The organism is Thermococcus sp., assembly GCF_027066465.1.
Lineage (GTDB): Archaea > Methanobacteriota_B > Thermococci > Thermococcales > Thermococcaceae > Thermococcus.
In genome coordinates this window covers 1-5571 of sequence record NZ_JAMONU010000197.1, presented here as the reverse complement: position 1 = coordinate 5571, position 5571 = coordinate 1, and the positions used below count along the sequence as shown (strand labels likewise).

Genomic DNA, 5571 nt, shown 5'->3' with positions numbered 1-5571 from the left:
GGGTTCCTGCGGGGGAGAAACGTTGCCGTTTCCCTTGACGTCCAGCCGAGCAACTACACCGGGCTTGTCTATCGTGTCCTCGTAGGCGAGCTTGATAACGAATGGGCTTTACCCGAGCTCTCCTTCGAGGGCGTAACGCCCTTTGAGAGGCGAGTTTACGAATGGCTCACGAAAAACGTTAAAAGAGGGGCCGTCATAACCTACGGTAGCCTTGCAAAGGCCTTGGGAACGTCGCCGAGAGCCATCGGTGGGGCGATGAAGAGGAACCCGTATCCAATAATCGTCCCCTGCCACAGGGTTGTGGCGAGCGACGGCATAGGCTACTACAGCTCTGGGATTGAAGAAAAGAAGTTCCTGCTCGAACTTGAGGGGGTGAAGGAATGGACAAGCTGAAGGCCTATATAACCGGCTTCCTGATTGCGGTTTTGGCAGTAGCGGGCTTCATAGTGTACGAGTGGGGCTGGCTCAAGCTCCTCCAGGTGGTTCTGACAATAGGTCTCGTGCTCCTAACGTTGCTGCTCCTCTTCTTCACGGTTCTGACGCTCTACGCTGAGAGCTGGAAATACGGCACCGTTCTGGCAGTTTTGACTGCGGTTGCAGGCTACGGCTCCTACCTCGTGATTACGTGGCAGAGGCTGAAGGTTGTCTGCGGGATAGTCATATTCTTCGTTGCGCTCTTCCTCTTTGGAATCTGGTACATAAGCGAGCCTGAGCTGAGCATAGCCGACCGCTTCAGAAACGCTGAAAAGCTTGAAAAGATGGGCAAGTACAGGGCCGCCGCGAGAAAGTACGAAAAGGCCGGAAACTACGAAAAAGCCGCTGAGATGTACCTCAAGCTCGGCTGGCTTGAGAGCGCCGCCTGGGCCTACGAAAAGGCCGGTAGGTATGAAAAGGCCGCTGAGCTTTACGAGAGGCTCTACGAGAAGGAGAAGGACACCTACTACCTCAGGGAGGCCCACGAGTACTGGAAGAAGGCCGGGAACATGGAGAGGGCCGTCAAGGCGCTCGAACGCTACGCGGAGGAGGAGCCTTGGTTCTGGGAGGATGTTGCGAAGCTTTACGAGGAGCTTGGAAACGAGGAAAAAGCGAAAGAAGCCTGGGAGAAGGCCCTTGAGTACTACATCAAGGAAGCCGAGGAGGAAGGTGTATTCTGGGAGGACGTCGGCAACATAGCGAGGAAGCTCGGCAGGGAGGAGTTGGCCCGCGAGGCCTACCAGAAGTTCCTCGACTACTGCATCAAGGAAGCCGAAAAGGACCCGATGTGGTGGAAGCACGTTGCTGAAGCCTATGAGTACCTCGGTGAGAAGGAGAAGGCGGAGGAAGCCAGGAAGAAGTACGAGGAGTACAGGCAGAGAATCATCAAGGCCAACGAAGAAACCTCGCACTTCCCCGTTTGACTTTACCTTTGGGGGTGTTTTCTTGGACGAGGAGAAGCCGAAGCTGAACATAGCGAAGCTCTCCAAGATGCCCATAAGGCTCGCGATGGAGGAGAAGTTCCTCCGCCTCAAACCGGACGACAGGATTGAAGACCTCATCAAGGGACTTGAGCACAGAACCTGCGCCGTCGTAACCGACGACTCCGGAAAGCTGCTCGGCTTCATATCCATAGACGAGATAATAAACCTCCTTCTTCCTCCATCTGATTACGTTCTCGTCGGCATAGACGCCCTCAGGGAGGCCCACTTCGACTGGGACAGGCCTGTAAGGGAGATAATGAACCCCCGGCCGATAACGCTCTCTCCGAACGATACGCTCGGCTACGCTTTGAGTATGATGCTCGAAACCGGCGTGAGGCAGTTTCCGGTGGTGGAGAAAAAGAAAGTCGTCGGAACCTTCTCGGCTCAGAGCGTTATCCGTCTGCTCAGGGTCTTCGCGCGGTGAGGGGAGTTGATTGAGCTAATCCTCTACCTCGCTCTGATGCTTTTAACTGCGGAAACGTTCGGATGGCTCTTCTCAAGGATTGGACAGCCCATAGTTCTCGGCCAGATAGTCGGAGGAATCCTCCTCGGTTTGGTCTTTCCGCCGACTGAGGAAGTGAAGGACATTTCCATGATAGGCGTCCTTATGCTCCTCTTTCTGGCGGGTCTTGAGAGCAGCGTTGAGGAGCTTAGAGAAGCCGGTAAGAGCGGTTTTTCGGTGGCCGTAGTTGGGGTTATAGTTGCCTTCGCCGTCGGCTTTGCCGTGACGTACCCGTTTAAAGGCTTCGACCGGGCGCTCCTCTACGGCGCGTTAACAACCCCGACGAGCGTCAGCTTAACCGTTAGGGTTCTCATGGAGATGGGAAGGCTGAAGAGCAGGGAGGGCACCACTATACTCACCGCTGCCATAGTTGACGATATACTCGGCATAATAGTCCTAACGGTCGTCATTTCGTCGCTTGTGTCTAGCGGCGTCAGCGTTCTGAGCCTCGTTGAAATCCTCGTTAAGGTGGGCGTCTTCATAGCGGTCATGGTCTTTGTCATGCCGAGGGTCCTCGACTACGCCCTCAGAAAGGTCGTCAGGATAGGATTCGCGGATTCGACGGTTACGCTCTCGATGGCGGCCCTCTTTGCCTTTGCATACCTCGCCGAGCACATGAACCTCGCCTCGATTTTGGGAGCTTACCTGCTCGGCCTTGCCCTGAGCGAGACCGAGTTCAGGAAGCCGATTTTCGAGCACTCAAGGATAATAGCCCACTCCGTCTTCGTCCCGCTGTTCTTCGTCGATGTGGGAATGAACATACCCGTCAGGGACATGGGGAGCGTGGGTCTGTTCGCGGTTCTCTTCAGCGTTGGGGCCATAGTCAGCAAGGTTGTGGGCTGTGGAATTGGGGCTTTGATAGGTGGAATGAGGCCGAGGGAAGCCCTCCGCGTCGGCGTTGGGATGATTCCGAGGATGGGTGTCGAGCTTGCGATGTTAGCTATAGCGATGAAAGCCGGTATAGTGGGAAGCGACGCCTACCTTGTGATAGTCCTGATGATATTCACGAGCACGCTGGTTACCCCACCCCTTCTCAAGCTGGCCTTTAGGGATTAATAGACCCTCCCGACTTCCTCCTCTTCCTCAAGCTCCTCTTCAAGTTCTTTCTCCTTCTCCTCTATACGGCGCTCCATCAGGCTCACAAGGAAGTACATCGCAACCGCACTGGCAACCGAGACCAAAAACATAATGACGACCTTGTTCCATGTGAGGTTTGGGGGAGGGGTTGTCCCGTCTGGAGCCGGGGACACTTCGCTCACCTAACTAAAACTAGCTGAACTCCTATTAACCGTTTGTCCCTGCCAACTTTTTTAAGAGGGGAAGAGAATCAAGGCCGGTGGTTGGCATGATGGGTATGAACCCGAGGCAGATGAAGAAGCTCATGAAGCAGTTCGGCATAAAGATGGAAGAGCTGGAGGGTGTTAAGGAAGTCGTTCTTAAGCTTGAGGGCAGGGAAATAGTCCTCAAGGACCCGGTCGTTACCGTCATGGTCGTCCAGGGTGAGAAGACCTATCAGATTATCCCCGGAAGCGAGGAAGTCAGGGAGGTCGTTGAGATTCCGGACGAGGACATCGAGCTGGTCATGGAGCAGGCAGGTGTTGATAGGGAAACCGCGCTCAAAGCATTGAAAGAAACAAAAGGGGACATAGCGGAGGCAATACTGAAGCTCACCGAGGGCTGACTCACTCCTCCTTTTTGAAGGCCTCTATGGCCTTCACGAGGGGTATCAGGTGCATCAGCGCCGGGCCGCCGGCCATGAGAACTGCGACGAGACCCGCCTCGATAAGCTCCTCGGGCTTTGCCCCCGCCTCAAGGGCCTTCCTCGTGTGGAGGTATATGCACCACTCACAGCCCTGGGCAATTCCGAGGGCGAGCGCTATAAGCTCTTTTTCTCTGGTGGTAAGGGCCTTGTTGTCGAGGGTTTCCCTGAGGAAGCGGGAGAAGGCCGCTATCTCCTTCGGGTGCTCCTTCCCGAGCTTGTCAAGAAGCTCCTCAATCTCCTTAAGTTTGACCTCGACTTCGTTGAACTCCATGGAGACCACCTCTTAGGGAAATAGGAGAGGGGTCTTAAAGTCCTTTCCCGAACGAAACGTTTCTAACTACGGGTTCAGCATTATGCCCTTGTTCCTCATTTTCACGATGTCCTCAATAACGTCTATCAGGCCGGCTATTATCTCGTCGTACTTGCCCCCTTCCTTTCCGTAGATTTCCTTAAGCTTGTCCTCAAGGGCGAACAGGCTCTCGGTTTCGAGTTCGAGAAGCTTCTGGGCTTCCCTCGCCAGGGTGCGCAGGGTTACCCCCCTCGTCCTCTCATCGTCGAGCAACCTCAGAACGAGCTTCAGCAGACCGGAGAGCATTTCGTCGGTCTTAATCCTGTCCGCCAGTCTTACGAGAAGCTCGAGCGCCCCTTCAACGTCCCTCTCGTTCTTCGAGCGGAGAAGGACGTCGAGGAGTGAAGCGAAGAACTTGGACGTCCCTGGATAGAGGGCGTATATGTCGGCGAGAACCTTAGCTGCGGTTTCCCTTGCCCATGTGTTCTTGCTCTTGAGGAACTCGGCGAGAACCGGCAGAATCCTGTAGGCGTCGCTCGGGGTTAAGTGGCTCGTCAGCCTTGCCACAATCCAGAGGGCGTCCATTCTCCTGCTGTAGTCGTCGCTCTCGAGCATGTTGAGGACTTTTTCAAGAATGTGGGGGTCAAGCTTTGCCATCTCGGCCACAATCTCCGTTTTTCCAGCGTCCAGGAGCTTCTCAACGTCGTCTATGCTGTACTTGGAAACGTCAAGCTGTTTCTGAACTTCTTCTCCGGAGGTTTCGTAGAGAGTCGTCGTCTTCTCGAGCTTCTCAAGAACCTGTGATGCCTTCATGCCGACCTTAACGTCGCCTTTCAGCTCTTTAATCATGCCGATGGCCTTGAGCTTGTTCCTCGTCGTTATTTCATCCTCCCTGGCGAGCATTCTCTCTATGGAGTACAGGGCGCGCTCCACTATGTAGGGGTCGGGATGAGCTAAAAGTTCTGTGACGCCCTCGAATATCTCGTTCAGGGCCTTCGAGTCGTCGGTCCTGCTGGCGAGTTCGGTGAGAGCTGTTATCGCTGCACTCTGAACTTCCCTCTTCTTGCTTGACCCGATGAGGGAGAACAGCCAGCGGATTATCCTGTACGCTATTTCCGCGACCTTTGCGCCGAGCTTTCCGAGTCCCTCCGCGGCGTACTCCGTGAGGACGGGCAGGCCCGACTTCAAAACCCCCTTGAGTGTTTCCGTAATCCTCTCGTACTGCTCTTCGCTCAGCTCACCTCTCTCGAGAAGCGCGTTAACCAGCTCTAAAGCCTTGAGCGCGACCCTCTCATCGTCGTCTTTGACGCGTTCAAGAACGGCATCGAGAACCCTCGAGAGCCTCCCCCCAGAGAGCTTCCCCTCCTCCAGCATGTCCATGAGAACCTGAAGAACGTTTGCCCTGACATGGGGGTTCTCGTCGTCGAGGAGTCCAACGAGGACGTCGAAGACCTTATCGTGTTCCTCAGCCAAAGCCCGCACCTCTTTGAGATGCCACGAGAGAAGGTCCTTCTTTATGCCCTCCCTGTCCACTATTATGTCGCCACCCTTTAGCACAAGG

The 5571-nt window shown here is 54.9% G+C and carries 8 protein-coding genes; 5 read left to right on the top strand and 3 right to left on the bottom strand.

From position 1 onward, the window contains the following. From MVK46_RS09760 to MVK46_RS09745, 4 genes are all read left to right on the top strand, one after another. The coding region (locus tag MVK46_RS09760; protein WP_297536484.1) for a protein O6-alkylguanine-DNA alkyltransferase domain-containing protein at nt 1-393 on the top strand (393 nt) is incomplete at its 5' end. Continuing rightward, on the top strand, nt 381-1397 hold the full coding sequence (locus tag MVK46_RS09755; RefSeq protein ID WP_297536483.1) for a tetratricopeptide repeat protein: 1017 nt from the start codon (nt 381-383) through the stop codon (nt 1395-1397). The genes MVK46_RS09760 and MVK46_RS09755, both read left to right, overlap by 13 nt. Nucleotides 1398-1419: 22 nt before the next feature. Continuing rightward, nucleotides 1420-1881, top strand: a complete 462-nt coding sequence (locus tag MVK46_RS09750; protein ID WP_297536482.1) for a CBS domain-containing protein — start codon at nt 1420-1422, stop codon at nt 1879-1881. Between the two features lie 6 nt (nt 1882-1887). After that, nucleotides 1888-3015: a cation:proton antiporter gene (locus MVK46_RS09745; RefSeq protein ID WP_297536481.1), complete on the top strand. Its 1128-nt coding sequence runs from the start codon at nt 1888-1890 to the stop codon at nt 3013-3015. Here the strand turns inward: MVK46_RS09745 and MVK46_RS09740 are convergent. Further along, a complete protein-coding gene (locus MVK46_RS09740; RefSeq protein ID WP_297536480.1) occupies nt 3012-3209 on the bottom strand; it encodes a hypothetical protein in 198 nt (65 codons plus the stop codon). The two genes, MVK46_RS09745 and MVK46_RS09740, sit on opposite strands and share 4 nt — an antisense overlap. A 95-nt stretch (nt 3210-3304) precedes the next feature. On the opposite strand from MVK46_RS09740, the gene MVK46_RS09735 reads away from it, so the two are divergent. After that, nucleotides 3305-3640: a nascent polypeptide-associated complex protein gene (locus tag MVK46_RS09735; RefSeq protein ID WP_297536479.1), complete on the top strand. Its 336-nt coding sequence runs from the start codon at nt 3305-3307 to the stop codon at nt 3638-3640. 1 nt (nt 3641) lies between these two features. Here MVK46_RS09735 and MVK46_RS09730 read toward each other — a convergent pair whose 3' ends face one another. Both MVK46_RS09730 and MVK46_RS09725 read right to left on the bottom strand, forming a co-directional pair. After that, nucleotides 3642-3992 (bottom strand): carboxymuconolactone decarboxylase family protein, encoded by a 351-nt coding sequence (locus tag MVK46_RS09730; protein WP_297536478.1) that lies wholly within the window; start codon nt 3990-3992, stop codon nt 3642-3644. 66 nt (nt 3993-4058) lie between these two features. Next, the coding region (locus MVK46_RS09725; protein ID WP_367182650.1) for a hypothetical protein at nt 4059-5571 on the bottom strand (1513 nt) is incomplete at its 5' end.

What these genes read in the sequence shown, in the direction of transcription:
- MVK46_RS09730 (WP_297536478.1), bottom strand. Translation starts at nt 3,992, where the DNA reads ATGGAGTTCAACGAAGTCGAGGTCAAACTTAAGGAGATTGAGGAGCTT.
- MVK46_RS09755 (WP_297536483.1), top strand. Translation starts at nt 381, where the DNA reads ATGGACAAGCTGAAGGCCTATATAACCGGCTTCCTGATTGCGGTTTTG.
- MVK46_RS09735 (WP_297536479.1), top strand. Translation starts at nt 3,305, where the DNA reads ATGATGGGTATGAACCCGAGGCAGATGAAGAAGCTCATGAAGCAGTTC.